Raw genomic sequence first — 26,740 nt, 5'->3', positions numbered from 1 at the left:
ATACAATAAAGTAGGAATCCCAAAAGCTAAAAAAGAATGGCTTACGAAGTAGCCATAGTTTAGGCTATTGTGTTTACTTTGTTATGCATATCCCATTTTCACTGGGATTAAGGTTATACCAAAACACGATCCGCCCGTCTGCCAAAACGCCGAGGATATAAGTTTTGGCGGCTTTGACAGAGATAACTTTCGGCTCGGTCAGTAATGTATTATGATTCAGGCGGTTAAGGTAAAACATATCCTTAGCGTTATCACTATCATCCCGCTTGTAGGTTATAAAGGAGGCATAGTTTTGGCCGACATACCAAGAGTCTGGCATCCTGATATCACCTGTGTCGCCGGGATCCTTAAGACTAAGCTCCTTAACGCTCCCTGTCCAAAAATCTAAAAAAAGTAGTTTAGACTCAGCTATTTGTGTTAATTTATTATAGAGATAGGTATTTACCTCCAGCAGACCGGAATCATACCTGATGAGGCCTGTTGAAGAGCATTCTGATGCGATACCATGAACTTCCACAGTCCCACTTTCCAGATTGCACAATGTATAACCCATGGCACCTTCATAACCAGTCATGGTGGTGATAACCTTTTGCTCATCGGCTACAAACCGAGGGTCCCTGTGAAAGGAATTCTCCAGCAATTCACTGCCAGTAATCGGTACTGTTGGGGAAAGCAGTTTTTCAGTATTATCAGTAGAGTTAAATAGCTTGACGCCTGTTTCATCGGTATAAACATATTTTAATCTATCACTCGAAACGTCGTAACCCCCAAAAAACACATCAGGATTACCTTGGGCATTGTAATGAGGTTCACGATTTATTTTCTCAGTGATTGTTATTGGTAATAAAGACATTTTCGATTGCTCAAGGGTTTTATCAATAGCTATTATTCTATCTTTAAGTCGGATCACAATACTTTCTCCTATCAGACTTACATCCGTTGGCGTAAAATTCCCGCTTACATCAAGTTTCTTTTCCACGTTCATAGTCTCAGGCTTGACAAGCATTAGGGAAGCATTTCCCCTTTTTTGATTGGGAGTATAGGCAAGAATCAATTTGCCGTCAACCTCACCCAACATTGAAAGCTCTTCCATATTACCTGCAAAGCCTTTAATTTGAGCGAAGTATTGATAATCACCCGTTAAGACAACGAGATGGTTATTAACATAATCCAACCTGCCACTTACAAAGTATAGGCTGCCATCTTCATTCTGTTTTAAGTTGTAAGACTTGGTCAACTCGATGCGACCGCTCTGAGGTGGTCCAGAATGTACTAAAACGGCCGTAACTGTGCCATCGCTGCTTCTTGTAACTTTATCTAGGTGATCTCCCCACGAGTTGACTGCATTATAGGATGGGCGAGTTCGTGGAGTGCCAAAGTCAAAAATGAATGCACTTTTTTGCTGGTCATAGGAACCAGCCTCAAGATTGGATACATCAAGGCTGGTCAAATTAAAATAACGCTCGGCATATTCAAGAACTGTATCCAAGGGAAAAAGCCGGTTAGTACTGTCTGTGTCAGCAAGGACCAAGCTTTCCTTGCCGTGTTCCGCAACATACTTAAACCAGCAGTACATCGCCACATTAAGCGGATCTATATCATGGGCGGTGTTAAACTCACGGGTGTTCCCTAAAGTAGCAATTGAATCATAAAAGTATTCCTGCCAGAGCCTTTCCAACTCAACCGGATCAGTTATTTCATCGTATTTCAGGGCTGCCTCCTGCATCATTTTTTCAGGAGCTTGCCCGGGCGAACCCTGGGTGCTCTTTTGGCATCCGGCCACAAGGGCCAGCAAGAGAACAACTACGACTAACGTTATAGCTTTTTTCATCTTTATAGAACAACTCCTGCTTAACCTTCTACTTTCTATCTGACATAAGATTTGGTTGACTACTAGAATTCAACATTTTACCTATATATTCCTGCAATAGTTATAAATGTTAGTGATAATTCATATTACAAATAATAAAGCTGACTCTACACAATCCAGTAAAGTCAGCTTTATACATATAACTAACAAGTTTATTCGTAAAATATTTAATTTGAGACTATAAGGGATCCAAATATTTGGATCCTTTTTTGGGGCCATAAAAACGTTTCTTTAGATTAATAGGAATCCTTTTTTGCTAAAGAACTTGTCCTAATGAATAACCAAGTAATAAAGATCCACCAACATAAGAAAGTAAAATAAGCAAACAATGGATAAAACCATGATTTGAAGTCAAACAAACCGACATTATGAACTAAATAGCCATAACCCACACTAAATAGTGCAAAGGTCAGGATGTAAAGATATAAAAACGGTCGTCGCTGCGGTAAAAAGCGGAGATAGATTATAACTGTAAAAATCCAACTAGGAGGAGAGAGTAAATTTTGGCCTAAAATATCGAAAACACCAGCATTTGTAAACCAAATAATGTGTAGTAGGTTCTGGAATAGACCTACTACCAGTACATCGCCGAGTCCGCCTAAAATTAATCCATATATAAAATATTCCTTGAAATCTTTTTTAGGTACGTATATGAGTATGACAATAAACGCTATTAACAAATATACCGGATAGAAAAAAGTTGTTGCCATAAAATACTCCTTGCCAAATATTTGATTATTTATCGATTAGTCTCTCAAATGAACAAGAATATATACACATTTGGCATCAGTACAACACTCTAAGCTTCTATTTTATTTCTTTTACCCTGCCAACAATACCACTTTCAAGCATGACCTTGATGCCATGGGGGTGGTTCGGCGAATTGGTGAGCAGTCTTTTAACGACACCTTCTGTAAGCTTACCGCTCTGTTGATCTTGTTTTTGTACGATCATTACAATCGAACCGATTTTGACCGCACTTCTTTTCGTTCCATCCATCATTTTGATCCTTTCCTTAGCCTAACGATCCGCCTTACTGACTTTTCTGAGTCGGCCCTTAATTGGTTTTTGTTGAAGCTCGCGGGACACCAGCTCCCCTTTATGATTTAAAATTTCTACATAGGTCGAAATATCGAGGATGTTAATAATGCCTATATCCGCTGCTGTTATACCCTCAATACTACAGAGGGTGCCAACTATATCAACCGCCCTCATTTTCGTTTTCTTGCCCGCATTGATATGCAATTTCATAATGCCTTCGCTAAGCTTGGCACCTTTGTTTTCTTTGAATTCAGGCGTTGCGTTTATCTTCTCAGTAAATCCTTCTTCAGCTTTTAGAACGGCTTCTTGATCGGGCCTTACACCGAGTGGGATTTCGTTTCCGATAAACCGATGAATATCCTCAAGCAACCTATTGTCTGAAGGTGTGACAAAGGTTATGGCTTTACCCATGTAGTCAATGCGTCCTGTTCTGCCTATCCTATGAACATAGCCTTCACAGTTATTTGGTACGTCAAAATTGATCACAAGACCAATTTGGTCGATGTCGATACCCCGGGCTGCTACATCGGTTGCTACCAAATATCTAAAATGTCCGCGCTTAAAATGTTCCATGACCCTGAGACGATCCCTTTGCTCCATGCCACCATGAATCTTATCACATGTAAAACCTTGATAGTCTAGTTCTTCATAAACTTCATCTACTTTGAGCTGAGTATTGCAAAATATCATACAGCTGTCAGGGTTCTCAACAATCACTAAGTCTTTAAGAAGTTGTAGCTTCTGGTTTTCGCTGACTTCGAATCGAGTTTGTAAAATCCGACCTGCCACTGGATCTTGTTCTTCAATGGCCACATCCATTGGATTATTCATGTAATGGCTACATAACGCACTGATATCCGAAGGCATTGTAGCCGACAAAACAATAGTCACTCGATCTTTAGGGAGTGCTTCTAGAATCCTTTCAACTTGTTCAACAAAACCCATTCTTAACATTTCGTCCGCTTCATCGATGACTAAATACTTAATTTTAGAAGGATCAAAAGTCCCTCTATCCAGATGGTCAAAAATCCGACCCGGTGTTCCAACCACCACATGCGTTTTTTGCTTCAATTCTTTTTCTTGAATGTAAAAAGGTGACTTTCCAAAGAGCGCAGAGACTTTAAGTCTCTTAAATCTGCCAATATGAAAGAAATCTTCCTTTAAGTACACCTTCTATCAAATCCTATTGAACCATCTTCTCTTCTTCGACATCTTCTTAAAAGAAGCCAATGAGACCATTTCAATGCCAGTCAGGGCATCTATAATATCAAGTTCAAAACTCATTAATAGAAATATCATGTATTGAGCTTATTATATCATAACTAAATGACAACGGTCATAGAGTATCGTTTTAAGCAGGTCATAGCTGACCTGCTTCGTTTATGGCTCATATTAATAAGAAGAAATTATTTTACTCCAGGTACTGCGCCACAGCAGCGGCTGTTTGATATTTATCTTTTCCACTCAGCAGTACTTCGTTCGGATGTTTAGTCGTCGGTCCACCAACTACGATCAACTTTTGAGAACTCATGGCTTCGGCGGGAACTGAGAGATCTTCTGGCCGCACGAATATAGCACAGTTACCATTTTTCACCGATACATCTGCACCGGCCCAATAATCTTCTTTCGTATACAACAAAACAGCTACTTGTAACACGTCATTTCCCCCTTGCAAATCCTTAAATAGTCGATCCCAAGGAAATCCTGTTCCTGGACACCTTGATCTGTTGACTGAGTCAATCCGGTAATGCCCGATGATATTATCACGAGTCACTGGTATATCTAATTTCCCAATTAGCCACCGATGTAAAGCAAGTGTAGCCTGGTACTGCGCTTCAGGCATTATATTTCCGCTTTCTCCTTCATGTTCAATGCTTATTGTGTAATAATTAGGGTTAACTCCTGGAATAAGCAAAGGCCAACTCGGTTTATTTACACTGCCATTTGCCCATGCTGGATTTCCGATATCCACATACTGATGGATTACACCGTTCTTGCCTATTCCGAAATGTGAACTAACTTTACTTGCTGGATTGGCAAACCATGCGTCAGTACCGGTTAGGGTTCCGCTCATAATGTGGTTTACAATCGCGATTATTTTATAACCCTTTGGGCTACTGAAGTTTGGCGATCCAATCCAAATGATGTTTGGTTTATCCATTTCTACGCTCCTTTTCTAGTTATAATACGTACACAGATATAAGAATGCCACTATTAAACATAGCTACAGCCAGCTCTATGATCACTCCAAAAATGACTAATAAACCCTTAATAAGCCATTTTATAAGCTAGTAGCATAAAGGCTTATTGATACTCTATATGCCAAAGCTCGCTGGCATCCCATGGACAACAGCTCATGTAACAAGCTTGAGGCCCGAAGGGACATTTTCCTCCGCAGAGGACAAATGTTCCTTCGGGCCAGCGCCGAGCGTCGTAACCCTCCCCCGTTAGTCTACGTTCTTCCTCATGATATAAATAGTACGATGTTGACATGTAAACAACGTGAGAAGCCGCTTTTAATGCGGCTTCTCACTTCGTTAGTATAGATAAGCGTTGTGGGGGTCTTTGCTTGCTTCGCTTCACATCACTGTTTCTAATCCTTATTCGACCGTCCTTGCCATCGATCTAATTGTGAAGTGATAAACAAAAACAATCCTATTAACAAGTACCCTCCGTAAGCTGACCAAAGTTGTGCCAAAGGAATCGCCCCACATCATCTGTATTAAAGGAAGGTGAACTCAGTATTTTTATTATTAATGGCCAAAAAGAGTCAAGAGCACCCCTGCAGCAACAGAAGTCCCAATAACTCCAGCAACATTAGGTCCCATGGCATGCATCAGGAGGAAGTTGGAAGGATTTTCTCGTTGACCAACCACCTGGCTGACCCTTGCGGCCATAGGTACTGCAGAAACACCTGCAGAACCTATCAGAGGATTTATTTTTCCTCCCGATACCCGATACATGATTTTCCCGATGAGCAGGCCGCCCATAGTGCTAACTGCAAAGGCTAGTAACCCCAACCCGATCAGCATGAGTGTTTGGGGTTTTAAGAAAACCTCTGCATTGGCAGTGGCACCCACGGTTAAGCCCAGAAAAATAGTGACAATATTAATCAGCGCATTTTGTGCGGTATCCGAAAGCCTCTCAACAACCCCACTTTCTCTAAATAGGTTGCCAAGCATCAACATCCCAATCAACGAGGCTATTGAAGGAAGCAGGAGTACTATGATTGACGTAACGATGAGTGGAAATACAATCTTCTCTAACTTGGTTACCTCCCTCATCTGGTCCATCTTAACCATTCTTTCCTCTTTTGTGGTCATCAGCTTCATGACGGGTGGCTGAATAAGAGGGACTAGAGCCATGTATGAATAAGCCGCTACTGCTATAGGGCCTATCATATGGGGGGCCAGCTTGGACGCTAGAAATATAGAGGTAGGACCGTCCGCCCCTCCAATAATTCCAATACAAGATGCTTCTTGGGGAGTAAAACCGAGAAGAAGAGCAATAACAAACGCAAAATACACTCCGAATTGGGCGCCAGCTCCCAATAATAAACTGGAAGGCCTTGCAATTAATGGCCCAAAATCTGTCATTGCTCCAACGCCTAAGAAAATTAGCGGTGGAAATATTTCTAAATGGACCCCCTGAAATAAATAATATAAAAGACCTCCTACCGCTTCACCTTGGGGAGGGTTCATAAGCCCTGTTAGGGGCAGGTTGACAAGAAACATTCCAAAAGCGATCGGAAGCAGCAGCAAAGGCTCAAAGCCTTTCCTAATAGCACAGTAAATTAGTACTAAAGAGATGCAGATCATCACGACATGCCCTATGGTTATTCCTGTAAACCCTGATATTTTCCAAATATCTGTCAGTGCCTCTATGAGTTTTGTCAAAAATGACATCTTAACATCCCCTCATCATTTGAGTAATATCAAAATATCCCCCATCTTAACTTGTGTATTCTTAGAAACCATAAGTTTACTAACAACGGCATCGCGAGGAGCCATAATCTCATTTTCCATTTTCATAGCTTCAAGGATAAATAATACCTCTCCTTTTTTCACGATCTGTCCCTCATTTACTTCTATGCTCAGGATAGTACCCGGCATGGGCGCTTTGATCGTTTCTTCAGCACTGGACACTTCGGAAGAGGAGGCATCCCTGGATCTCTCAGATGTTTTTACCGACGCTTCCACGACATTCCTAGCTGTCCACTTGGCATGATTTTTTGATTCAACAATCTTTTCGACCTCTACTTCAAATCTCTTGCCGTTGATGGTTACATTGTATTTCATCATTAAACCTCCAAAGTATCGTTGTTTTCTAAAGCGCTTTGATTGACTTTATTTGAAGCCTGCTTAACGGGATATCTGCATAATTGCTGACGACTGCCATAATTATGGCCATTATCTCATCATCCACTATGCCTAAATCCACCGTCTCGCAGTCAGTAAAGCTTTCCCTATCAAGGTTAACTTTGTCCTTATTGCCTGGTAAAGCAGCCATTACAGGTTGCTTAAATCGCTCTGAGTAAAAGCCTATCAGCTTCGATTGTCCGATGATAACCGCCCATAAGACAATAAGAACTAGGAAAACAATCCCCATTCCAATCAGGGCAGTATTCACACCGAGTAGCAGTTTATCGACTACGGTCATCCTGCACCCTCCAATTTCAAGAAAAATCTCTTTTTAAAAAGGAATATTGCCATGTTTCTTACTGGGATGCGATTCTCGCTTAGATCTTAGCATGTCAAGACTTTGGATGATCGTTTTTCGGGTATCACGCGGGTCAATAACATTGTCGATCAAACCCTTAGCACTGGCAATATAAGGGTTTGCGAACTTTTCTCTGTATTCAGCGGTCCTTTGTTTCATGGTAGCCTTAGGGTCAGCGGACTTCATAATTTCGTCCCGGAAGATAATATTGGCGGCCCCATCCGGTCCCATAACTGCGATTTCTGCCGTCGGCCAGGCTACTGCTACATCTGCACCTAAAGAGCGACTACACATGGCGACGTAAGCGCCACCGTAAGCCTTCCGGAGAATAATCGTAATTTTAGGGACAGTGGCCTCTGAATAAGCGTAAAGGATTTTAGCTCCATGACGGATAATTCCACGGTGTTCTTGTTCAACCCCTGGCATAAAGCCAGGAACATCGACAAAGGTTACCAGGGGTATATTAAAGCAATCACAAAAACGTACAAACCGCGATAATTTATCAGAAGCATCAATATCCAGGCAACCAGCGAGATAGGCTGGTTGATTAGCAATAATTCCGACCGACATTCCCTCAAAACGAGCAAAACAGGTTACGATATTTTGAGCAAAATCTGAATGGACTTCAAAGAAGTCACCACCGTCGACTAGCAGACTGAGGACATTTCGGACATCATATTGTTTATTGGGTTCTATCGGTATCACATTCAGAAGTTCGTCCCCTTCTGTTTCAGGGGGCTGATCCTCAAACAAAGGTGCTTTATCGTGGTTGTTTTGAGGTAAGAAGGTTAATAACTGCCTGACCATTGCCAAGGTTTGTATTTCCGAATCGGCAAGGAATTGGGCTACGCCACTAGTATGATTATGGGTCATAGCCCCGCCTAATTCCTCGGTGCTGACCTGCTCCCCTGTCACCGACTTAATAACTTGGGGACCAGTAATAAACATTTGGCTGGTCTTCTCCACCATAAAGATAAAATCCGTAATAGCTGGAGAATAGACGGCTCCACCAGCACAGGGTCCCATAATCACCGAGATTTGCGGGATAACCCCAGAGGCTAAGGTATTGCGATAAAAAATGTCCCCGTAAGCGGATAAGGCGCTAACCCCTTCTTGGATACGAGCGCCTCCCGAGTCATTTATGCCGATAATAGGCGCTCCATTTTTCAGAGCAAGGTCCATGATTTTACAAATTTTTCGGGAATGAAGTTCCCCTAATGCCCCACCGAAAACGGTAAAATCTTGGGAAAACAAATAAACCAAGCGACCATGAATTGTACCATAACCCGTAACGACGCCTTCACCTAGATTGACCACGTCAGCTTTCGTAAAATCGGTCATTTCTCCTTGAATAAAGGTATCAGTCTCAATAAAACTATCTTCGTCAAGGAGTACCTCAATGCGCTCCCGGGCTGTCATTTTGCCGTTATCATGTTGCCTTCTGATTCGCTCCACGCCACCCCCTAGTTTTGTTGCCTCTTGGAGGGCCGTTAGCTCCTCAAGTTTATCGTAGATATCCAATGTTCTACCTCCTTTAGCTTAGCTCCGGCGTTGAACAAGTTCTATAAGTGTATTGAAGGTACTTTTAGGATGTATAAAAGCGACTTTACTTCCCCCCAAACCAATTCTAGGGGTCTCATCGATTAAACGAAAACCTGAACTTTTTAATTCTAGTAATATTTCCTCAAGATTATCGACTTGAAGAGCTAGATGATGAATACCACCCCCTCGGGTTGCGAGAAAGTTCCCGATGGGACTGTTGGCTTCTGTAGGCTCTAATAGTTCCAGATTGGTCTCACCTAAAGGTAGGGTAGCCGTCCTAACCTTTTGCTCAGGTATCGTTTCTAGATGGCTACAACTTAGCCCTAACGTTACATAGACCCTTATGGCCTCATCTAAGTTTGCGACGGCGATCCCCAGATGATCAAGCTTTAATTGAATGGACATAGTGCCCTATACCTCCTCAAAATTCTTATTCGCCAAACCGTATTGCTTTTAGAATCTATGCTTGTCGGATAAACTTCACAATATCTCCTGTGGAGGTTCCAGTTCCGAATATTTCTGCTACTCCTGTTTCAATTAAAAAAGTTTTGTCTTCTTCGGGAATAACCCCTCCAGCGATCACCTGGATATCTTGCGCTCCCTCCCGGGCTAGAAGCTCGATGATTCTAGGAAGTAGATAATTGTGGGCACCGGATAAGATGCTAATCCCAATGATTTGAACATCTTCTTGAATTGCTGCCTCGACAATTTGATCTGGAGTTTGTCGTAAACCTGTATAAATAACTTCCATACCAGCATCTCGCAGAGCCTGAGCAATTACTTTTGCCCCACGATCGTGACCATCTAGACCGACCTTACCGATTAATACTCGAATACGTTGTCCTTTTTCCATGACGATTCCTCCTGATTATAAGGTGTTCTCTTGCCTGTACTCTCCAAATACTCTTCTTAATACGTCGCAGATTTCACCCAACGTAGTGTAATTGCGAACACAATCCAGAAGATAGGGCATCAAGTTTTCCGTGCTTTGTGCGGCTTTTTCCAGCCTAATTAGACCGTTCTCCACATCTTCTTGATTTCTTTTTCGGTAGACTGCTGCTAATCGTTGTTTTTGTTCTTGCTCTACTAGCGGATTTAGCTTGAGTAATCCTTGCGGTGAATCTTGTTTTCTCTCAAATTTATTAATTCCGACAATAATTCTCTCTTGATTTTCGATCTCCATTTGATAACGATAGGCACTACTCTGAATTTCCTTTTGTTGAAAACCAAGTTCAATAGCCCGTACGGCGCCTCCTAATTCATCAATCTTATCAAGGTAGAGCCAGACGGCCTGTTCTAGGTCATCCGTTAACCTTTCCACACAATAAGAACCGCCCAAGGGATCCACGGTATCCGTAACCCCAGTCTCGTAGGCAATGGCCTGTTGGGTTCGTAAAGCGAGCAGGGCTGATTCCTGGCTTGGCAGAGCTAAAGCCTCATCCCAGGCGTTGGTATGTAAGGATTGGGTACCGCCGAGCACGGCACTCAGGGCCTGAAAGGCCACCCGCATAATATTCACTTCGGGTTGTTGGGCCGTCAATGTGCAACCGGCTGTCTGGGTATGAAAGCGCATCATCAGTGATTTAGGGTTTTCAGCTTTAAACCTGTTTTTCATAATCTTGGCCCACACTCGGCGGGCAGCTCTAAACTTGGCGATTTCCTCTAAAAAATTGGAGTGAGCATTGAAGAAAAAGGAAAGACGGGGAGCAAAACGATCTATTTCTAACCCCACGTCTAAGGCAGCCTGGACATAGGCAATTCCGTCTGCTAAGGTAAAAGCCACCTCTTGAACCGCATTAGAACCGGCTTCGCGAATGTGATAGCCACTGATACTAATCGTGTTCCAATTGGGAAGATGCTCGGCACAATATTTAAACGTATCGGTTATTAGACGCATGGAGGGTATCGGAGGAAAAATATAGGTTCCCCTGGCCATATATTCCTTTAAAATATCATTTTGAATGGTTCCAGATAACTTGGAGGGGGCTACTCCCTGCTTTTCAGCAACCACAATATACATAGCCAGCAGTATGGCAGCAGGGGCATTAATCGTCATAGATGTGCTTACTTGATCTAACGGTATGTCCTTGAATAGCGTTTCCATGTCGGCCAAAGAATCGATTGCGACACCGACCTTACCCACTTCTCCTTGGGCAAGAGGATCGTCGGAGTTATAACCAATTTGGGTCACCAAATCAAAGGCAACACTGAGGCCAGTCTGGCCTTGTTTAAGTAAATAAATGAATCGGCTGTTGGTTTCTTGCGCAGTTCCAAAGCCGGCATATTGACGCATAGTCCAGAACCTGCCCCGATACATGTCGGGTTGAACACCACGAGTAAACGGAAATTCCCCCGGAAAGCTCAAATCTGTTAAGTAGTCAAGCTTGAGGTTATCTGGCGAATAAAGCCGCTGAAATTCGAGCTCGGATTCTACCCGATTCCCCTGTTTTTTTTCTGGCGATACACCAGTTTTTCCACTAAAATGCTTACTTTCCCAACGAGACTTTTCTTGGGCAATTATTTCTAACTCCTGATCCATTGCTATCCCCATATTCTTATCCATAGATTTATTCACTCCCCTGTGCTAATGCTTGCTTGATAAATAGGACAACCTCCCATAGCAAATTCGCCAAATTGACACAGCAGCTTTATGTAATGGGCTGCTTCTTAACTTCATTAGCCCCATTCTCAATTTATTAAGAATTATCTGTTATTTATTTTTGTAGCAAGTTTCATGCCAATTTGGGCCGATAAAGGAAACTTGGCTAGGGCCAAGCCTTGGCGAAGGCGGCAGCCCTAGTTGCATCGATGCTTACCAAACTATATTTTCTGAATAGTACAAAAAAATAGGCAGAATAATGCATTCCGCCTCTTTTTTGGAGATCTCCTATTAATTATGATGGAACATAATGTTACAACGAGGTTGCATAACGTTTCAAGCGTTTCAACCATCTCGCTTAGAGAACTAGAAGGTATTGTTGTATCCTTTCAATTTTCTCCAGAGCGTCGTTCGGCTAATTCCTAGTTTTTTTGCGGCCTCATTTTTCTTACCTTGCACGCTATTCAATACACGGTTAAGTTCTTCTTGTTCAACAGAACTAAGTTCAGCAGGAGTAAGTCGTTCGAATAATGATAAGAGTAAATCCTCATACCCTGCTTCTTTATAGAGCGCAGCGAATCGTTCGATAATATTTCTTAGCTCTCGGATATTACCAGGCCAATTATAATCTCTAAATACCGGGTGTTGGGAAATCACCTCAATTTCTTTGCCTGTTAGATCATGACACATTTCCGAAAGGAACTTTTTAACGAGTAAAGGAATATCTGTTTTGCGAACTCGAAGAGGTGGAAGACGAAGCTCTAAGACGTTCAGCCTGTAATACAAATCCTTTCGAAAGTTACCGTTAACAGTCATTTCCCATAGATCTTGGTTTGTGGCGGATATCACCTGGATGTTTACTGAACGAATATGGTCTCCTCCAATACGCAGAACCTCATGTTCTTCTAAGACGCGTAACAGACGGGATTGTAGGGACATGGACAGTTCACCGATTTCGTCTAAAAATACGGTTCCCTCATGGGCCAGTTCAAATAATCCAGGTTTTCCACCCTTTTTAGCTCCAGTGAAAGCACCTTCTTCGTACCCAAAGAGCTCACTCTCCAGCAAGTTATCAGGGATGGCCGCACAGTTTATAGCGACAAAAGGATGGCGAAAACGCAGACCGGCATTATGAATACCTTGTGCGAAAAGTTCCTTCCCAGTCCCGGACTCACCCGTGATTAAAACTGAAGAAGGGTTTTTAGCATAGAGAAAAGCCTCTCGTTTAGCCTTTTGAATCTGGTCACTAGTCCCTATAATATCTTTGATAAAGGTTTTGGCCACAAAACCTTTTTTATATAAACTTTTACGAATGTTTTCCTCTGCTTCTTGTATGATTCCAATATTTTGGAAAGTTGCCACAGCGCCCATTACTTTAGCATTTACCAAAATAGGTATACGGTTGATAACAATTTGACTATTCCCGATCGACTCAATCTGGTTGAGCTCTGGTATGCGACTTTGAATAACTTTAGTAAGCTTGGCAGTTGGGAAAATCTTTGTAATAGATTGACCTAGGACTTTATGTTGAGTGGTACCAATGATTTTTTCAGCACTTGAGTTAATCACCGTAATTAGCCCGTTCCTGTCAACAGCTATGATACCTTCATAAGAGAAGGCTAAAATTGCCCGTAGTTCCTCCGCTTTTCTAGCCTCAAGTTTCTTAGAAAAAGCTATTTGGACAGCTGTATCCAAGGCCCGAGTCACGCCGTCTGACGAGTATATAAAGATTCCCTTGATTTCTCGCTGGCCGATTACTTCCTGAAGAAAGCTTCCCCCAATGACAACTTTCACACCTTCGTTTTGCAGTTGGTTTAAAGTCTCTTCAATATCACTAAGATGTTGATACGTAAATTGTTTAATCGTAATATTCAGCAAGTCAGATAGATTTTCCAGATGGGGAATTTTGCTTTCATACGTAATAAGTCCGACGGTATCTGAATATTGTTTGGCTTCCTTCAGGGCAGCTAGAATGTCGAAACCAGTTACTTTAATCTCAACTAAGGGATTGGATATGTTGCCGGAGAGAAGTTTTGCGGTTCCTCCTGCAGAAAGGTAAACATCAGCTTCCCCATTTTCCTCCATATTCCTTGCCTTTTCAAGGACATCTTTTAACATGCAGTCAATCACTAATATACGGACCGGATGAGGAGCCTCATATTGAAGTCGATTGATTAACGAAGTCAAAGCGTGATAGCTAAATACTGCAATAGTAGGCTCATTGTTAGATCCTTCTTGCATAACTAAGCTCCCCCCTTGGATGGCATCACAAATACATTAGCATCGATTACATGAGTAGGGAATAAAAGAACTAAGTTAATAATTCTGCAATTATATCAGACGAATCCCGGACGAATTTGGGACAATGTATGCTGAAAAGTTGCTTTTCTTTTACAATTACCAGATCTTCCGGAATACTAAGATCATAACCTAGCAACTCTGTACACTTTACAGAGCTATTAATAGCCTTAAATCTGCTGGTAAACTCTTGAATGAGTGCATAGGTTTTATCTTATGCTGCATTATCATCTACTTCGACTTTTCCATGTTTTAAACCAATCAGCATAAAGGCCCCGGTTACCGCACCGCAAGTTTCACTGATATATCCCATACCACCGCCGAACCCTCCAGCTATTCTTTTTGCCATGTCAGATTCTAATCCTAAGTCTTCACAGTAGGTAGAAAACACTGCTTGAGCACAGCTAAATCCGGATAAAAAGCACTGGTTCGCAGCAGCCGATTTATTCATTATCTTGCCCCTTTCAAATTTCGAGTAACAACAATTTCTAAAGTGCTTGAACCTTCTGGCACAGTATTTTCTCTGGAGAATACTGTGTTAAGTCGTTCGTACAATCAAAATGTTTATTCATAATCCTCTTCCTCTTCCTTCTCTAATCCTGCAGTTCTAATTTTCTTTAAGAAGTTGACTAAACCCTTTGCACTAAGAAAAATCCATAATCCCACGATAAGTTGGGTTATTTCTCCTCCTGCTCCAAGTAATATTTCTGCGCCTGAAATGGTTATTCCTCGACCACGCATGGTATAAAAGTTCGCGACTAATGAAACTAACCTCGGCAATGAATTACCTAGAAAAAATAAACCGAGCACTGAAAATGCGACTCTTTGAATATCGCTAGCACTGATCCCTGTCCCCTCGTTAAAATGAGTTTCTCCCTTTATAATAATTACAGATAACTTATTCGATAAAAGCCATAGTAAAACTCCGAAGAGAATATACATTAATGGATAACTGATGTTCAATAAATTCTCTTTAGCCATTTGATTCGAGGTTGCAAGAGAAAAAGAAAGTACACTTGTCGATACGTTAATCCCTTGAATAATCATGTAAACACCAAGAATCTTGCAACCCAGACTTGCAACCTCACGGTTACTCATTTTTCTTTCCCCCTTTTATCCAATCGTGAGACTCCCGATTCTACAGTGGGAGTAGTACCTTATCTTATTTCTATTCTACAATTTAGGGCAATTACCTTTTTTGCTACATTGGATAGTCAATTTACTTCAGTTTAGATTGGGCAAGCTTGTGAATTTGACTATTCAGGAACACAGGCCTGTAAAGCTCTGAGAAAAGGTCGAAGCAATCGAAGTCATTGGCGGAACCTAGGATCAGAATGCTGCCAATAATACAGATATGCAAAAAGTGCTCGCCTGACCGTTAAGACTTGCGAGCACTTTTCTTTACTTAATTATAATTATGAAGTTGTATTAAAACCTTTACTTCGCCGTAACCGTTGACATAGTCAATAAACACAATCGCATTATTGACAACAATCCCCACAAGAATAATAATTCCCATAAAGGCTGTGATGCTAAACGATTGCCCTGTTAAGATTAGCCCTCCGGTTACCCCTATCATCGCTAGCGGTAAGGTAACCAAGATAATCAAAGGATTAATCGAATATGGCTTTCTTGATCGAACACCTGATGGAAGTCAATACTGGCTAAGAAATGGTTCCCAGAACAAGGAGGAAACAACGATGGATCGCAAACAAGAATTAAAGCAACCGTACAAAGAGACAAAAATTGAGGCCGGAGTCTACCAAATCAAGAACACCATAAACGATAAGATATTTATCGAAAGCACCCCAAACCTAAAGACGATCAACGGAAAGCGATTTACGCTGGATATGGGAACGTATCAGAACAAACTTCTCCAAAATGAGTGGACGGAATTTGGATCAGAGGCCTTTGTTTTTGAGGTGTTAGAAATCTTAGAAATACCTGAGGAAGGCTATTTTGATACCAAAGATGCCTTGAAAAAACTTAAAGCACAGTGGTTGAATGAACTTCAACCTTACGGAGAACGTGGCTATAATAACCCTTATCCGGCTAAATAGATGCTTTAGTCATCATTCACAATTGTTTTATCAAATATCTTCACGAGCTCTTCACTATAAGACTCTAAGTCGACTTTAGCGGTGATGTTAGGGTTAGCCAATAACATATACTCCCTGATAGCTCCAGTGATAGCGCTGGCCATGACATCAACGTTGAACTGTCGAAATTCACCTTTGTTTTGACCATCGTGTAGTATCTGTTTCAGTTCTAGCATTACCGGTTCCTCTTAAATATTGATGACTTAAACTATTTATTGATCGCTTAATCAAATATTTACATTAACGATCAACTTTGTCAAAGGTCGCTTGGTTCATCTCCCTCCTCTTGCTCTCACTAGCGTGAACAAGGTGTTGAAACACTGCACCTGTCCCCTTGATGACACTTCCGCGTAACGGCATGGGGTAAATACGCGAAAAAGAATGGATCTTTCTCAAAGGCTTGACTAGATCATGCCTTTGAGAAGACCCATTCTTTTTTGGTTCAATTAATTTTGGGACAGTTTAAAGATATTTATCAAATTCAAAGAAGACTCCCACTTCTATAAATGATCAGATGCTGATTAAGGTAAAATTATAACCTCTTAGGTAGCTCAGTGTCAATAGATGAAAAATAGATCAGCTGAAACAAGGTAGTTGTTAAAAAATTACAACAAAAAGCCGCATATTTAAAAAATGCGGCTTCCTAACCTCTAAATGACGCTTATTTTTTTAGCTCTGATAATAATTTCCACACACTATAACCAAAAAGAGCAAGAGAAAGTAACAAACTGATCTGTATGGAGCTCCATGTAGAAATTCCGATATTTACCTCAATGATTTTTCCGACGGCACCAACAAGTAATCCGACCATAATGATAATCCATAATTTAGTTGAGACATTTCTATCCTTGCGTCGGGTAAAGAAATAAATATAAAAAATTACACAAGCGAGTAACAGGCCTCTTGTAACCATAAGAAGTGTTTCCATTTTAATTTCTTCCTCATTTACGATAAAATTCAGCAACAACGCCGTACTAAGTATATCAAAACATATATTATCTATCAAGGGATATGCCTTGCATCTTTCAACTGTACCAATTTTACATCCAGAGTCGTAATGCAGTTTCTCTAAAGAATACTGGACATCATTGGGTATTCCTCGTCATCGACTGTCCCTCCAGATCTAAAACGTAAACCACTATTTAGAAACGATGAACGAAAAACAGCATCCGTTCCGAATCGTTCTCGAATCGAATCGATGGTACGATCAACAACTCTCTGTTTTTCGTAATCTTTCTCGAAAAGAGCAAGCTGCATAAAATCATTTCTACATAACTCAGAAACACGAACTCCAAGATGCCGCACTGGCTCTCCTTTCCACAACTCGTCAAAGAGTTCGCAAGCAACCTGGTGAATAGCATTGGTACAATCTATCGCTGAGGCTATCTTTCTTTGGTGAGAGCAAGAATAGAATTCGTTTGTCTTCAATGAAACCGAGACTAAACGAGCACAGTATTCAGTTTGACGCAACCTTGATGCAACCGTCTCAGTCAGAGAAAGCAAGACTAAATGGGCCGTTGTCGCATCTTCGACATCAAAAGCAATTGTCGTTGAGTTGCCTATTCCTTTTATCATTGTTCTGCGATTTACTCTAACGTCCGATATATCGTTTCCGTTCGCATAGTTCCAGACTAAGATGCCATGACTTTTCAAGAAAAGCCTAATCATATTCAGATCCGCCTGAGCTAATGCACCAATAGTGTTAATGGCTCTACTCCGCAACTTTTTGGCAGTCGCTCTCCCAACCATGAATAGTTCTTCGATGGGGAGACACCACATTTTATCAGCAATTTCATGAGGGAAAATAGTATGTACTTTATCTGGTTTTTTAAGTTCACTAGCCATCTTGGCTAAGATTTTATTAGTTGAGATCCCGATATTAACGGTAAACCCAAGCTCTTCTTTGATTCGGTCTTTAATTTTATAGGCCGTTTCGACGGGGTCAGCATAGATCCTTCCCATATTCGTGAAATCCAGAAAATATTCATCTATGGAATACTGTTCAACCAAAGGTGAATATTCACGAAGAATATCACCAAATGCACGACTACATTGCATATAGAGCCCATAATTCGGGGATACAATGATCAACTCTGGACACTTCGCTTTAGCAGAGTAGATCGTTTCCCCTGTCTGTATGTTATATTTTTTGGCGGGTATCGATTTCGTCAAAACAATTCCATGTCGCGTTTCAGGATTACCCCCTACAACTGATGGGACAGTCCTTAGATCCAGTGGATCGCCATGTTGAATTCGGTGAACAGCCTCCCAGGAGAGATAGGCAGAATTCACATCTATATGAAAAATAATTCGATTACCCATTGTCTTCACCCTTTTGATAGAATGTTTGTTCCCATTCTATCAAAACATAGGTTCGTGGTAAAGTAAATATAGTTGCCAAATAATTACAACAATCTCCACTATAGGCTTCATAAGCGACGAAATCCCCATTCGTCCCACCGCCAAACGGTCGTTTGGACCTGAGCAAATCTATCCAAGGTGTAGCGTTCTCCAGTTATCTTCCGATACTTCCCTTCCTCAACAATTAATTCAAAAAGGTCATCCTCATCAATGTCTTGTACTGTTAACGAGACAATCGGGCAGTCTAAGTCTGACGAACACCAGACCTGCTTCATGACCTTGTCCTTCAATGGATATACAAAAAGGTGGTTTTTGTAGCCGACATCCTCAACGGTCTGCCAGAAAGGTTCGACGGTTCCAAAGTTGCCTGTTTTCCACAAGCTTATCACTAGATTGACCGTCCCGTCGTTGTTCACATCTCCTAGGACAAAGTTATCGACGCGCCAGTCACCTAGCGACTGCCAGAGATCCTTTTCTCCTTCCCTAATAGTAAGGCAGTGATCGATTAGGAGGTACTCCTCGGTCATTCTGTCACGGTCAAGATCAGCGCCTAATTCGGGTGACCGGATCCTCTGACTCTGAAAACAACCCGACGACGATTACTGTTACGAGCAGGAACATGAGTATGGACAAGAACTGCCTGAGGGATAAATTTGATAGCCTGTTTCACCCATCGTATCCAGGATAGCGTAAGCTTCTTTTGAATTCATAGCGGCGGGGATATCTAGCCCTTTTGGTAGCACCTGACAAAACTGGCTTCTCCGCCAAAAAACACATCAAAGCAAAAAAATGTTGTGATTATGAACAATCTATAGTATACTAAATAAGTAAAGAAATCAAATTTTTATTTACCTTTGAAATAAGAGCAATTTGACTGGCGGGATGACACGCAGAATCCATCCCGATGGTTGTTGCTTGTTTTTTGTTTGGGTAACACTTTGAAAGGAGTCTACTATGAGCGACAACATTTCCATGAATAGCGAAACCACAACTATAGAGATCTCTAGGTTAATAATCGAGAGATATTTAGAAAGAAAACTAAAAGAAACCGAAATTGTGCACCATCTAAATGAGGTTAATGACGACGACAGAACTGCAAATCTTGCAGTGTTTATTGACGTTGCTCATCACGCAAAATTCCACAAAGCTAAAAGGAAGTCTCAGTATATCCCAGAAATAGGACGTACTAGAAAGGCGATAGAAGCAAAAATGTTAGAAAAATACGGGATAGTGTTTTATGGACCGCTATATAATAGCGATCGAGAAAAAATGCTTAAGCAAATGGCAGAACGCACAAAAAGGGAACTGGGCTTACTTCGCTAAGCATATGAGGTTAAGTTGATTTTCTCACGTTTTTCTCCAGACGGCTCAGAATGAGCCGTTTTTTTTATGAAATCTTGGCTATTATCTTTATGACTGTAGCATCTAAGGATGCTTCACTTTTCAAGCGCGTAGTCGGTATCCAAAAACTAATGACCTTTTTTCTATTCTTCTTCAGATACGAGTAAATTATTTGCGCTTCATCGATATCTTCCTGGGTCAATCTACCTGTATTACTTTTTTGTGTGGCAAATTTATCCCTAATCATCTGATTTAGGGAAAGCCTCATCTCTGTATTATCTACCTCTACCCTATTAAATACTTTTCCGTAAAGTAGCTTATTCCCTTTGATCAGGAATATCTTAGCAAGTTCATTGTCAAGAAATTCAACCGTTATGATATTCCTGTTTTTACTTGAGGATTGAACTAACGACTGCTTACCTATTACATGCCGAAGACCTAGGTAATACTCCCTATATTTGGCCGCCTTTTCAAAGTTAAGATTCTCAATAGCTTGATCCAACATTTTAGAAAGTTCATGAACAGGTACCCTATCATTCCCGTAGATAAGCTGCTGGATTTTATCAATGTGAACCCAGTATTCATCAGGATTTACTTGCCCAGTACAAACGCCCAAACAAGTACCCAATTGGCAGAACAAACAACCATTTGCCCTTTTGATCAATCTTGGAGTAGGACATTTTCGGATTGGATAAAAATCGTTTAAGTATTGTACTGTAGTCTCGACCCGATGAGGACTAGTAAAAGGTCCAAAATACAAGGCACCATCTTTTACTTTTTCGTTTACAACCGTTAACTTGGGGTACTGTTCAGCCGGAATCTTCAAATAAATATACTTTTTGGTATTCTTCAGCTGCTTGTTATACTTGGGTTTTATATCCTTAATCAGGCGACATTCTTCGATCAAGGCGTCCAATTCAGTCTCTGTGACTTGATAATTAAACGTATGAATATGATGTATCATTTCAGCGACTTTGAGATCTCTATCCTTTTGGTCATGAAAATATTGAGATACCCTGTTCTTGAGGTTTTTGGCCTTGCCAACATAGATGATATTCCCCAATGAATCGAGCATCATATAGACACCCGGTTTTTGTGGCAGTTGCTTAAGCTTTTCCTTCAAAATCATATAAATCTCCATAAATTCGTTTTTCTACCTCAAATAGTATATTATCGTTTTTTTTACTACCTGTGACGAGTTCAACTCGAAAGCCTTTCCGACTCTGCCGAACTGTAGCAGCCATGAATCTGAAAAACATCAACGACCATACCCTACTTGTCACGATGATTCCTAGCAGAATCCGCCAAGTTGTCAGCCAGAACAAGGGCCGGCTTAAGAGATATGAAGTTAGAATTCCAATGACTGTCAGAAGTTCACCGATGAGATCATGTAAGGAATATAAGTTTAACAACTGTAATACAGGCCCATAGAAATAACATATAAGCCAAAAAACATTTTACTGATTCGCGGTCATTCTCGGCGATAAGATCCGAGGAAATCATCAGGCCTAAAGCGGTTAGGCCCAGATTTGAGATCACGAACATAGTGTAATTTGATAATGAGTCATTTCTAAGGAATGCAATAATCAGGTCTAGGGCTGAAAGCATAAAGACTGATGTAAGAAATGTATTGGTCAGTGTCATTGACTTCGAGCTTTTTAAACGTGGGGCAGGTTCGGAAGTCAGACTAGATAGACTTAATTTACCAGACAGACTTACTTTTGAAATTGACATATTTCATTCCTTCTTTCTTTATTTTATAAGGAACTGTCTTCCTATTTCAACTATAACACTGTGCTCAGACAAATCTTTGTAAGTAATTTGGCTATGAATTATTCATTGAAAATTAAAAACCACCGCCCAAAGGCGATGGTAGAGGATCACTATTTACAATTCATATTCGAATATAGAGATTAATTTACTTTCGATACGGAGTTTTATCTAAAAGCGTCTGATCTATCACTTCCGCTTTTATGTCGATGACTTCCCCAAACATATACTCCTGCGGTCTCTGTTTGAACTTACTGGATGGTTTCTTTCCGAAGTAATATTTGTATATGCCGTATAAACTCGCCAGCGCTGCTCCAACTAACATGATCCCAAAGGAAAAAACGACCGTTGTAACGATGATAAAGAGAATCGCGAGGGACCATAGGGCTTTACTTAGCTTAGTAGGCATCTGAAATCCTCCTTTAATGGAAAGCAAACTTCCTTTAATGAAGCAAACTACTTTTAGAACAATTTCTAATAATATCTATTATAGAACGATCTTTTAAAAAAATCTATTCGGGAACTTCTACCAGTTCTCCGTCTTCAAAATTGATGTAATACCTTGCTTGACGTGTACAACCTTGTACACCACAGGTTCCGCTTCAAACACTTTCCAGCATACTACGTTTAATTTGGTACTGGACGGCGCATATTCTACATATTTGACTCCATGCTTTAGTGCCATCAGGGTGGCGCGGATTGGCGTTATTAAAGAGTATTCCTTGGTATTGGTACATCTGAAAAACCTCTTTTCTTCTGTCAGCAAACACATTATTCTTAAGCCATACTGATCTAAGATGGCTTACTTTATCATTATACCATTTTTCCTATCTAAGACCTACATCGTGGTTATGTTTGATGTCGTAATTATCGCATGACCTTTTCGGTGTAATAACAAATTGCTATTGTTCCTGGACCAACATGCAACCCAATAACGGGTCCTATATCCATAATCTTTGGAGTTATCTTGAGTTTTTCACGAATTACGTTGGCAAGTTCAGCGGCTTCGCCCTGACAATTGATATGCAGAACAACGACTTCTCCTAGCCCATATTGACTAATATCCTGGAGCATTTTATCCACCATGGCCATTACGGCATTCTTTTTGGTTCTTACTTTGGTGAGAATATTTGTTTTGCCATTTTCCACAGTCAAAATCGGAATAATTTTAAATAGATTTCCGATTAAGGCACTAGCTCCCCCAATTCTTCCGCCTTTTTTCAAGTATTCAAGATTCTCAGGGATAAATAAGAAGCGACTTCTTTTTATGTTCTCTAACGCTGCTGCTTTGACCTGCTCTAATGTCTGTCCTGCTTTTGCCGCTCTGGCAGCTTGGATAACGGCAAACCCAAGTTGCATACAATTAGATCTTGAATCGACGATCTCTATCTTAGCATTCTCAAACTTTTCCAAAACCATTTCTTTGGCAAGTTGAGCTGTGGATAAAGTCCCGCTCATTTCTGAAGATAAGAAAATACAACATAGACTATCGCCCATCTCAACCACACTGATCATTTCATCAACCATTTCCCCGATCGAAGGTTGTGAGGAGGTTGGAATTCCTTTGGCAGCCATCATCTTATAGAAAGTCTCGTTATCAATATCAGTTTCTCTCATACTCTCAGTGCCAAAGGATAGATTCAAGGATACCATCCTAATATTGAATTCTTTCCTAAGTTGTTCCCCTAAGTAGCTGGTGCTATCCGTCAAAATTTGTACTGCCATTATTTTAGCTCTCTTTCGTTACATGCCAATCTCCATAATCTCATAAGCACGTATTTATTATAGCTATATTATAACCTTTATCAAAGCATCGTGTATTTGTTATTCAGAATTTATTTAAAAATTTCTGAGAGAATGTTAGTAACGACTTTAATAGATTAATAGATTAATAGATTAATAGAAAAAGCCCCGAACGAGCGGTTATTTCCGCCGACGGGGCTTTTTCAGGTACCTACTAGCATTAAGATTTAGACAGTCTCTTCTGCTTCTGCAGAATTCTCAAGTTCTTCATCCGTTACCAAGGCATTTTCGATGAGCGTGCTGAGATGATGCATCTTCATGCCCAGCTTATAGAATTTATTCATGTCGTTAAACTGGTCAATGCAGTTATGACAAGGGATGCAACCTACTTTTGCCCCTGTAGCCACCAATTGATCCACTTTTGGCTTTGCTTTAGCCATGCGCTGCTGCTTGGTCGCCGCCACTGCTAAAGCACCGCCCCCGGCTCCACAACAAATGTTATACTTTCCTTCAGGATTCATTTCGCGATAATCCGCCACGACATTTTTAATGACATAGCGTTGTGGTTCATAGACTCCTTCTTTACGAACAGTATTACACGGATCGTGAAGGGTCACTGGAAGCGGATTTTTGGTCTTGTCTAGCTTTAGCCTGCCTTCTTTGATCCATTCTGCATATTTCTCGACAATGTGGCGTACAGGGAATTGCTTCCCTTTCCAGAAGCTACGCTGAAACATTCTACAAGAGCGGAAAGCGTGACCACATTCAGTAACGACTAGTTCTTTAGCATTTAAGCGCTCAGCTTCTTCAAAGAGTGGCCGAGTAATTTCTTGGAATTGATCATTCTTTCCTGTGAACAGACAGATATTAGTTGCATCCCAGCGCTTACTGCTAATTGTAAAGTTTGCTTTGGCTGCATAAAAGATGTGTAATATAGTCTGAAGTTCATGTGGATAATGTTTAACCTCTCTGGCATTGAAACCAAACATGAAATCTGCATCAGGCTTGTCTAAAGGTATTTTATAAGTGGGATCGTTTAGTTCTGCCTGAAGTTCCTCCTCAAGCCACTCTATAGTCTCATCAAAATCGAGTTGTTCCACAGCCATCTGGTTGCCTGTGTTTATATGGTCATCGGCAATGATTTGTAAATGACCGGGAGGGGTGGGAGTTTTCCCTCGGAACATTCTTGTAAGGGCAGCGATGTTTACACCCATGGGGCATTCCACAGTACATCGTTCACACATATTGCAATTCCAGACGAAAGGATCGCTAGCTAATTCTTCCCGCATTCCAAGTGCTACTTTGCGAATGAATTTACGAGGATCCTGATCCTCAATTAAATTACTATACACACAACCAGCTGTACACATACCACAGGAAAGGCAATTGGAAAAATCATATCCTTTTAATAATCCAGCCACTTCATCTCTCAAGGTAGGATCTAAGCTTTTAACTCTAATGGGTTCAGCCATTCTTACTATCACCTCCGACTTGATTAATATTCATTAGGGAGCTCTTTTAACTGAGCCATGGAAAAGACCGGTCCATCTTTACAGACATACTCTGTTCCGATATTGCAACGACCGCAGATTCCCAAGCCGCACTTCATACGCATTTCTAAGGACGTGTAAATTCGCTCAGGAGGGAAGTTGAGTTTTTCTAAGACAGGTAAAGTATACTTGATCATGGCAGGGGGTCCGCAAACGACAGCATAAGAGTTGACCGAAGAAGGAGCAATTTGTTCAGTAATGGTTGGAATAAAGCCAACATGTTTATTCCAGCCTTCTGCTGGCTTGTCGATCGTGGTGACCAAATTAATGTTGGGGTTGTTCTCCCACTCAGCTAATTCTTCCTTGTAGAGCAATAAGCCAGGGTTTCTGGCACCGTAAATAACCGTAATATCACCATAGTCACCACGATGTTTAGGATCGAGCATGTATTTAGCCAATGAACGCAGAGTCGTAAAAGCAAAACCGCCACCGATAATGACAAGATTTTTTCCTTTAAACTCTTCGATGGGATAGTAATTACCCATCGGTCCTCTAACCCCTACCATGGTACCCTCTTCCATGAGGTGTAAGGCATTAGAGACACAGCCTACTTTAGCTACCGAAAACTTGAGAATTCCAGGTTCAGTCGGAGAGGTTGCTATTCCAAAGGGAGCTTCTCCATGACCATAGGCGCTTAGTTCTGCAAACTGACCTGGCATATATTTGAAGTTCTCTTCATCTTGTTTGTTTAAATACTCTAGAGTAAAGGTGTTGATCAGCTTGTCTTCAGTTTCTACTAAATTTTTAACCAGCTTCATTGTTATGGGTATATAAGGATTCTGTTGCATCATTCCACCACCAATTCTGCTTTGTTAGCCCCATCAATGACTTGTCGAATATCCATATTAACTGGGCAACTTTTTATGCAGCGACCACAGCCTATGCACGACATAGACCCATTGTTATGGACAAAATAGTTGAACTTGTGCATCAACCGCTGACGCCAACGGGCCTTTTTCTGATCCCGTGGGTTATGACCAGAACCATGAAGTGTAAAGAGAGGGGCCATACAGCCATCCCAGGTTCGCACTCTGGTACCTTCATTTTTTCGCACTTCCTCGGAAATATCAAAGCAATGGCAGGTAGGACAGGAGAACGAACAAACATTACACCCGATGCATTTTTCTTGGAGAGTATTCCAAAACGGATTATTAAACATGTTGTCAAGTTTACTAGTAATCGTTGAAACATCTACCTTGCTCGTGGTTTCTGCGCTTTTAATTTTATCAACCAAAGCTTGCTCATCCACTGTCAGTTCTGATAATGCTTCGAAACGAGCAGCTAAGGCTTGCCCTTTCTCAGTGATCACTTCTACTTCGTAAGCATCTCCGAGATCGATCAAAAACAGATCTGAACCCTCACTGCCTGCAGGAGAAAGACCAAATGAGGAGCAAAAACAAGTAGGGGCAATTTTATTACAGGCAACTCCGATTATGACTGATTTATCACGTCGTTCAAAATAATAAGGGTCGGTATACTGATCATTTTTGAAAACCATATCTAAGAGTTGCATCCCTTTAGCATCACACGGTCTAATTCCAAAAAGAACGGTATTTTCAACTTTAAGTTCGCTCTTAACGGTTACCTCTTTACCCTCTTTCTTATAAGACATGAGTTTTTCATGTTGAGGGAAAAAGAAGGCTTTGGGAGGAAGCTTAGAATTTAGATAATCTTGCTTGACTTCTGAGAAGCTTTTGACTCCTTTGAAAGCAATTCCGTTAGCATCACTAACCGGAGCAATTATTTGGTACTCAGCGACTAAAGCATCAAATGCTTGGCCAAATTTTACTTTACTTATCTTCATTAT

28 protein-coding genes and 3 pseudogenes are annotated in these 26,740 nt (G+C 41.0%); 3 read left to right on the top strand and 28 right to left on the bottom strand.

What is annotated here, in order from left to right:
- Positions 1 to 73: 73 nt before the first annotated feature.
- The 15 genes and pseudogenes from ACYQ3Q_RS16160 to ACYQ3Q_RS16090 all read right to left on the bottom strand — a co-directional run bounded on the left by ACYQ3Q_RS16160 (position 74) and on the right by ACYQ3Q_RS16090 (position 15,167).
- Positions 74 to 1,831, bottom strand: coding sequence for a hypothetical protein (locus tag ACYQ3Q_RS16160; RefSeq protein WP_459929559.1), 1,758 nt, complete (start codon positions 1,829 to 1,831; stop codon positions 74 to 76).
- Positions 1,832 to 2,106: 275 nt separating this feature from the next.
- Complete coding sequence (locus ACYQ3Q_RS16155) at positions 2,107 to 2,580, bottom strand: hypothetical protein (protein WP_459929558.1); 474 nt, start codon at positions 2,578 to 2,580, stop codon at positions 2,107 to 2,109.
- A 97-nt stretch (positions 2,581 to 2,677) separates the two neighbouring features.
- Positions 2,678 to 2,869, bottom strand: coding sequence for a YwbE family protein (locus ACYQ3Q_RS16150; RefSeq protein WP_034145824.1), 192 nt, complete (start codon positions 2,867 to 2,869; stop codon positions 2,678 to 2,680).
- A gap of 21 nt (positions 2,870 to 2,890) precedes the next feature.
- A pseudogene (locus ACYQ3Q_RS16145) lies at positions 2,891 to 4,081 on the bottom strand (DEAD/DEAH box helicase); the annotation flags it as partial.
- A 241-nt stretch (positions 4,082 to 4,322) separates the two neighbouring features.
- Positions 4,323 to 5,072 carry an N-acetylmuramoyl-L-alanine amidase gene (locus ACYQ3Q_RS16140; RefSeq protein WP_459929557.1) on the bottom strand — a complete coding sequence of 250 codons (750 nt, stop codon included), beginning with the start codon at positions 5,070 to 5,072 and terminating at the stop codon, positions 4,323 to 4,325.
- A 592-nt stretch (positions 5,073 to 5,664) separates the two neighbouring features.
- A complete protein-coding gene (locus ACYQ3Q_RS16135) occupies positions 5,665 to 6,816 on the bottom strand; it encodes a sodium ion-translocating decarboxylase subunit beta (RefSeq protein WP_459929556.1) in 1,152 nt (383 codons plus the stop codon).
- A 15-nt stretch (positions 6,817 to 6,831) separates the two neighbouring features.
- The gene (locus ACYQ3Q_RS16130; protein ID WP_459929555.1) at positions 6,832 to 7,212 is read right to left on the bottom strand and encodes a biotin/lipoyl-containing protein; all 381 of its coding nucleotides are present in this window, start codon (positions 7,210 to 7,212) and stop codon (positions 6,832 to 6,834) included.
- Between the two features lie 25 nt (positions 7,213 to 7,237).
- The gene (locus ACYQ3Q_RS16125; RefSeq protein ID WP_459929554.1) at positions 7,238 to 7,570 is read right to left on the bottom strand and encodes an OadG family transporter subunit; all 333 of its coding nucleotides are present in this window, start codon (positions 7,568 to 7,570) and stop codon (positions 7,238 to 7,240) included.
- Between the two features lie 33 nt (positions 7,571 to 7,603).
- On the bottom strand, positions 7,604 to 9,151 hold the full coding sequence (locus ACYQ3Q_RS16120; RefSeq protein ID WP_459929553.1) for an acyl-CoA carboxylase subunit beta: 1,548 nt from the start codon (positions 9,149 to 9,151) through the stop codon (positions 7,604 to 7,606).
- An 18-nt stretch (positions 9,152 to 9,169) separates the two neighbouring features.
- Positions 9,170 to 9,577: a methylmalonyl-CoA epimerase gene (gene mce / locus ACYQ3Q_RS16115; RefSeq protein ID WP_459929552.1), complete on the bottom strand. Its 408-nt coding sequence runs from the start codon at positions 9,575 to 9,577 to the stop codon at positions 9,170 to 9,172.
- 55 nt (positions 9,578 to 9,632) lie between these two features.
- Complete coding sequence (locus tag ACYQ3Q_RS16110) at positions 9,633 to 10,025, bottom strand: cobalamin B12-binding domain-containing protein (protein WP_459929551.1); 393 nt, start codon at positions 10,023 to 10,025, stop codon at positions 9,633 to 9,635.
- Positions 10,026 to 10,040: 15 nt separating this feature from the next.
- Entirely contained in the window at positions 10,041 to 11,735 is a 1,695-nt protein-coding gene (locus ACYQ3Q_RS16105; RefSeq protein WP_459929550.1) for an acyl-CoA mutase large subunit family protein, read from the bottom strand.
- Positions 11,736 to 12,137: 402 nt separating this feature from the next.
- Positions 12,138 to 14,012 (bottom strand): sigma 54-interacting transcriptional regulator, encoded by a 1,875-nt coding sequence (locus ACYQ3Q_RS16100; RefSeq protein WP_459929549.1) that lies wholly within the window; start codon positions 14,010 to 14,012, stop codon positions 12,138 to 12,140.
- Positions 14,013 to 14,082: 70 nt separating this feature from the next.
- Positions 14,083 to 14,520: pseudogene (locus tag ACYQ3Q_RS16095) on the bottom strand (C-GCAxxG-C-C family protein).
- 113 nt (positions 14,521 to 14,633) lie between these two features.
- Positions 14,634 to 15,167 carry a hypothetical protein gene (locus tag ACYQ3Q_RS16090; protein WP_459929548.1) on the bottom strand — a complete coding sequence of 178 codons (534 nt, stop codon included), beginning with the start codon at positions 15,165 to 15,167 and terminating at the stop codon, positions 14,634 to 14,636.
- 135 nt (positions 15,168 to 15,302) lie between these two features.
- On the opposite strand from ACYQ3Q_RS16090, the gene ACYQ3Q_RS16085 reads away from it, so the two are divergent.
- The gene (locus ACYQ3Q_RS16085) at positions 15,303 to 15,416 is read left to right on the top strand and encodes a carbamoyl phosphate synthase preATP-grasp domain-containing protein (RefSeq protein ID WP_459929603.1); all 114 of its coding nucleotides are present in this window, start codon (positions 15,303 to 15,305) and stop codon (positions 15,414 to 15,416) included.
- 58 nt (positions 15,417 to 15,474) lie between these two features.
- Here ACYQ3Q_RS16085 and ACYQ3Q_RS16080 read toward each other — a convergent pair whose 3' ends face one another.
- Positions 15,475 to 15,678 (bottom strand): efflux RND transporter permease subunit, encoded by a 204-nt coding sequence (locus ACYQ3Q_RS16080; RefSeq protein WP_459929547.1) that lies wholly within the window; start codon positions 15,676 to 15,678, stop codon positions 15,475 to 15,477.
- A 91-nt stretch (positions 15,679 to 15,769) separates the two neighbouring features.
- On the opposite strand from ACYQ3Q_RS16080, the gene ACYQ3Q_RS16075 reads away from it, so the two are divergent.
- Positions 15,770 to 16,129, top strand: coding sequence for a GIY-YIG nuclease family protein (locus ACYQ3Q_RS16075; protein ID WP_459929546.1), 360 nt, complete (start codon positions 15,770 to 15,772; stop codon positions 16,127 to 16,129).
- 5 nt (positions 16,130 to 16,134) lie between these two features.
- On the opposite strand, the gene ACYQ3Q_RS16070 is transcribed toward ACYQ3Q_RS16075, so the two are convergent.
- The 4 genes from ACYQ3Q_RS16070 to ACYQ3Q_RS16055 all read right to left on the bottom strand — a co-directional run bounded on the left by ACYQ3Q_RS16070 (position 16,135) and on the right by ACYQ3Q_RS16055 (position 19,056).
- On the bottom strand, positions 16,135 to 16,344 hold the full coding sequence (locus ACYQ3Q_RS16070) for a hypothetical protein (RefSeq protein WP_459929545.1): 210 nt from the start codon (positions 16,342 to 16,344) through the stop codon (positions 16,135 to 16,137).
- A gap of 485 nt (positions 16,345 to 16,829) precedes the next feature.
- A complete protein-coding gene (locus ACYQ3Q_RS16065) occupies positions 16,830 to 17,096 on the bottom strand; it encodes a hypothetical protein (protein ID WP_459929544.1) in 267 nt (88 codons plus the stop codon).
- A gap of 140 nt (positions 17,097 to 17,236) precedes the next feature.
- Positions 17,237 to 18,490: a DNA polymerase Y family protein gene (locus tag ACYQ3Q_RS16060; protein WP_459929543.1), complete on the bottom strand. Its 1,254-nt coding sequence runs from the start codon at positions 18,488 to 18,490 to the stop codon at positions 17,237 to 17,239.
- A gap of 107 nt (positions 18,491 to 18,597) precedes the next feature.
- Positions 18,598 to 19,056 carry a hypothetical protein gene (locus ACYQ3Q_RS16055; RefSeq protein WP_459929542.1) on the bottom strand — a complete coding sequence of 153 codons (459 nt, stop codon included), beginning with the start codon at positions 19,054 to 19,056 and terminating at the stop codon, positions 18,598 to 18,600.
- A gap of 427 nt (positions 19,057 to 19,483) precedes the next feature.
- Here ACYQ3Q_RS16055 and ACYQ3Q_RS16050 point away from each other — a divergent pair, with 427 nt between their 5' ends.
- Entirely contained in the window at positions 19,484 to 19,852 is a 369-nt protein-coding gene (locus ACYQ3Q_RS16050) for a hypothetical protein (RefSeq protein WP_459929541.1), read from the top strand.
- A 64-nt stretch (positions 19,853 to 19,916) separates the two neighbouring features.
- Here ACYQ3Q_RS16050 and ACYQ3Q_RS16045 read toward each other — a convergent pair whose 3' ends face one another.
- The 8 genes and pseudogenes from ACYQ3Q_RS16045 to ACYQ3Q_RS16010 all read right to left on the bottom strand — a co-directional run bounded on the left by ACYQ3Q_RS16045 (position 19,917) and on the right by ACYQ3Q_RS16010 (position 26,737).
- A complete protein-coding gene (locus ACYQ3Q_RS16045) occupies positions 19,917 to 20,999 on the bottom strand; it encodes a GIY-YIG nuclease family protein (RefSeq protein ID WP_459929540.1) in 1,083 nt (360 codons plus the stop codon).
- Positions 20,977 to 21,213: pseudogene (locus ACYQ3Q_RS16040) on the bottom strand (hypothetical protein); the annotation flags it as partial. The pseudogene ACYQ3Q_RS16040 and the gene ACYQ3Q_RS16045, both read right to left, overlap by 23 nt.
- 43 nt (positions 21,214 to 21,256) lie before the next feature.
- The gene (locus ACYQ3Q_RS16035) at positions 21,257 to 21,604 is read right to left on the bottom strand and encodes a hypothetical protein (protein ID WP_459929539.1); all 348 of its coding nucleotides are present in this window, start codon (positions 21,602 to 21,604) and stop codon (positions 21,257 to 21,259) included.
- Positions 21,605 to 21,788: 184 nt separating this feature from the next.
- Positions 21,789 to 22,049 carry a hypothetical protein gene (locus ACYQ3Q_RS16030; protein WP_459929538.1) on the bottom strand — a complete coding sequence of 87 codons (261 nt, stop codon included), beginning with the start codon at positions 22,047 to 22,049 and terminating at the stop codon, positions 21,789 to 21,791.
- 458 nt (positions 22,050 to 22,507) lie between these two features.
- Positions 22,508 to 23,365 carry a DegV family protein gene (locus ACYQ3Q_RS16025; RefSeq protein ID WP_459929537.1) on the bottom strand — a complete coding sequence of 286 codons (858 nt, stop codon included), beginning with the start codon at positions 23,363 to 23,365 and terminating at the stop codon, positions 22,508 to 22,510.
- A gap of 245 nt (positions 23,366 to 23,610) precedes the next feature.
- On the bottom strand, positions 23,611 to 24,855 hold the full coding sequence (locus ACYQ3Q_RS16020) for a (Fe-S)-binding protein (RefSeq protein ID WP_459929536.1): 1,245 nt from the start codon (positions 24,853 to 24,855) through the stop codon (positions 23,611 to 23,613).
- 23 nt (positions 24,856 to 24,878) lie between these two features.
- Positions 24,879 to 25,721, bottom strand: a complete 843-nt coding sequence (locus ACYQ3Q_RS16015; RefSeq protein WP_459929535.1) for an FAD/NAD(P)-binding protein — start codon at positions 25,719 to 25,721, stop codon at positions 24,879 to 24,881.
- Complete coding sequence (locus ACYQ3Q_RS16010; protein WP_459929534.1) at positions 25,721 to 26,737, bottom strand: 4Fe-4S dicluster domain-containing protein; 1,017 nt, start codon at positions 26,735 to 26,737, stop codon at positions 25,721 to 25,723. The genes ACYQ3Q_RS16015 and ACYQ3Q_RS16010 overlap by 1 nt, the downstream gene beginning before the upstream one ends.
- Positions 26,738 to 26,740 lie beyond the last annotated feature (3 nt).

This window comes from Desulfosporosinus burensis (assembly GCF_054657535.1).
This window is presented reverse-complemented; position numbering and strand designations above follow the sequence as displayed.